Here is a 1,697-nt window from a genome sequence, read left to right as displayed (position 1 = left end):
CTGGAGGTATCAGAAGTGCGAATGCTGACATGAGTAACGATAAGGGGGGTGAAAAACCTCCCCGCCGGAAGACCAAGGGTTCCTGTCCAACGTTAATCGGGGCAGGGTAAGTCGACCCCTAAGGCGAGGCTGAAAAGCGTAGTCGATGGGAAACGGGTTAATATTCCCGTACTGCTTATAATTGCGATGGGGGGACGGAGAAGGCTAGGTGGGCCAGGCGACGGTTGTCCTGGTTCAAGTGCGTAGGCTAAGAGACTAGGTAAATCCGGTTTCTTGTTAGGCTGAGACACGACGTCGAGCTGCTACGGCAGTGAAGTCATTGATGCCCTGCTTCCAGGAAAAGCCTCTAAGCTTCAGATTATAAGCAATCGTACCCCAAACCGACACAGGTGGTCGGGTAGAGAATACCAAGGCGCTTGAGAGAACTCGGGTGAAGGAACTAGGCAAAATGGTACCGTAACTTCGGGAGAAGGTACGCTCTTATTGGTGAAGTCCCTCGCGGATGGAGCTGACGAGAGTCGCAGATACCAGGTGGCTGCAACTGTTTATTAAAAACACAGCACTGTGCAAAATCGCAAGATGACGTATACGGTGTGACGCCTGCCCGGTGCCGGAAGGTTAATTGATGGGGTTAGACTTAGGTCGAAGCTCTTGATCGAAGCCCCGGTAAACGGCGGCCGTAACTATAACGGTCCTAAGGTAGCGAAATTCCTTGTCGGGTAAGTTCCGACCTGCACGAATGGCGTAATGATGGCCACGCTGTCTCCACCCGAGACTCAGTGAAATTGAAATCGCTGTGAAGATGCAGTGTACCCGCGGCTAGACGGAAAGACCCCGTGAACCTTTACTACAGCTTGGCACTGAACATTGAACCTACATGTGTAGGATAGGTGGGAGACTTAGAAGCGCAGTCGCTAGATTGCGTGGAGTCAACCTTGAAATACCACCCTTGTCGTTTTGATGTTCTAACGTAGGCCCCTCATCGGGGTTGCGGACAGTGCCTGGTGGGTAGTTTGACTGGGGCGGTCTCCTCCCAAAGAGTAACGGAGGAGCACGAAGGTGGGCTAATCACGGTTGGACATCGTGAGGTTAGTGCAATGGCATAAGCCCGCTTAACTGCGAGAATGACGGTTCGAGCAGGTACGAAAGTAGGTCATAGTGATCCGGTGGTTCTGAATGGAAGGGCCATCGCTCAACGGATAAAAGGTACTCCGGGGATAACAGGCTGATACCGCCCAAGAGTTCATATCGACGGCGGTGTTTGGCACCTCGATGTCGGCTCATCACATCCTGGGGCTGAAGTCGGTCCCAAGGGTATGGCTGTTCGCCATTTAAAGTGGTACGCGAGCTGGGTTTAGAACGTCGTGAGACAGTTCGGTCCCTATCTGCCGTGGGCGTTGGAAGATTGAAGGGGGCTGCTCCTAGTACGAGAGGACCGGAGTGGACGAACCGCTGGTGTTCGGGTTGTCATGCCAATGGCATTGCCCGGTAGCTAAGTTCGGAATTGATAAGCGCTGAAAGCATCTAAGCGCGAAGCGAGCCCTGAGATGAGTCTTCCCTGGCACTTTAAGTGTCCTAAAGGGTTGTTCGAGACTAGAACGTTGATAGGTTGGGTGTGTAAGCGCTGCGAGGCGTTGAGCTAACCAATACTAATTGCCCGTGAGGCTTAACCATACAACACCGAAGGGGTTTTGTGG

At 52.8% G+C, this 1,697-nt stretch carries 1 rRNA gene; it reads left to right on the top strand.

The annotated features are described in order from the left end of the window. Positions 1 to 1,674: ribosomal RNA gene (locus tag EXZ60_RS18815) — 23S ribosomal RNA — on the top strand; the annotation flags it as partial. Between the last annotated feature and the right edge of the window lie 23 nt (positions 1,675 to 1,697).

The sequence above is a fragment of the Vibrio sp. 1151_11 genome (assembly GCF_029478525.1).
GTDB classification, from domain to species: Bacteria; Pseudomonadota; Gammaproteobacteria; order Enterobacterales; family Vibrionaceae; genus Vibrio; species Vibrio anguillarum.
Note: the sequence above shows the minus strand (reverse complement) of the source record. Positions and strands in the feature narration are given on the sequence as shown.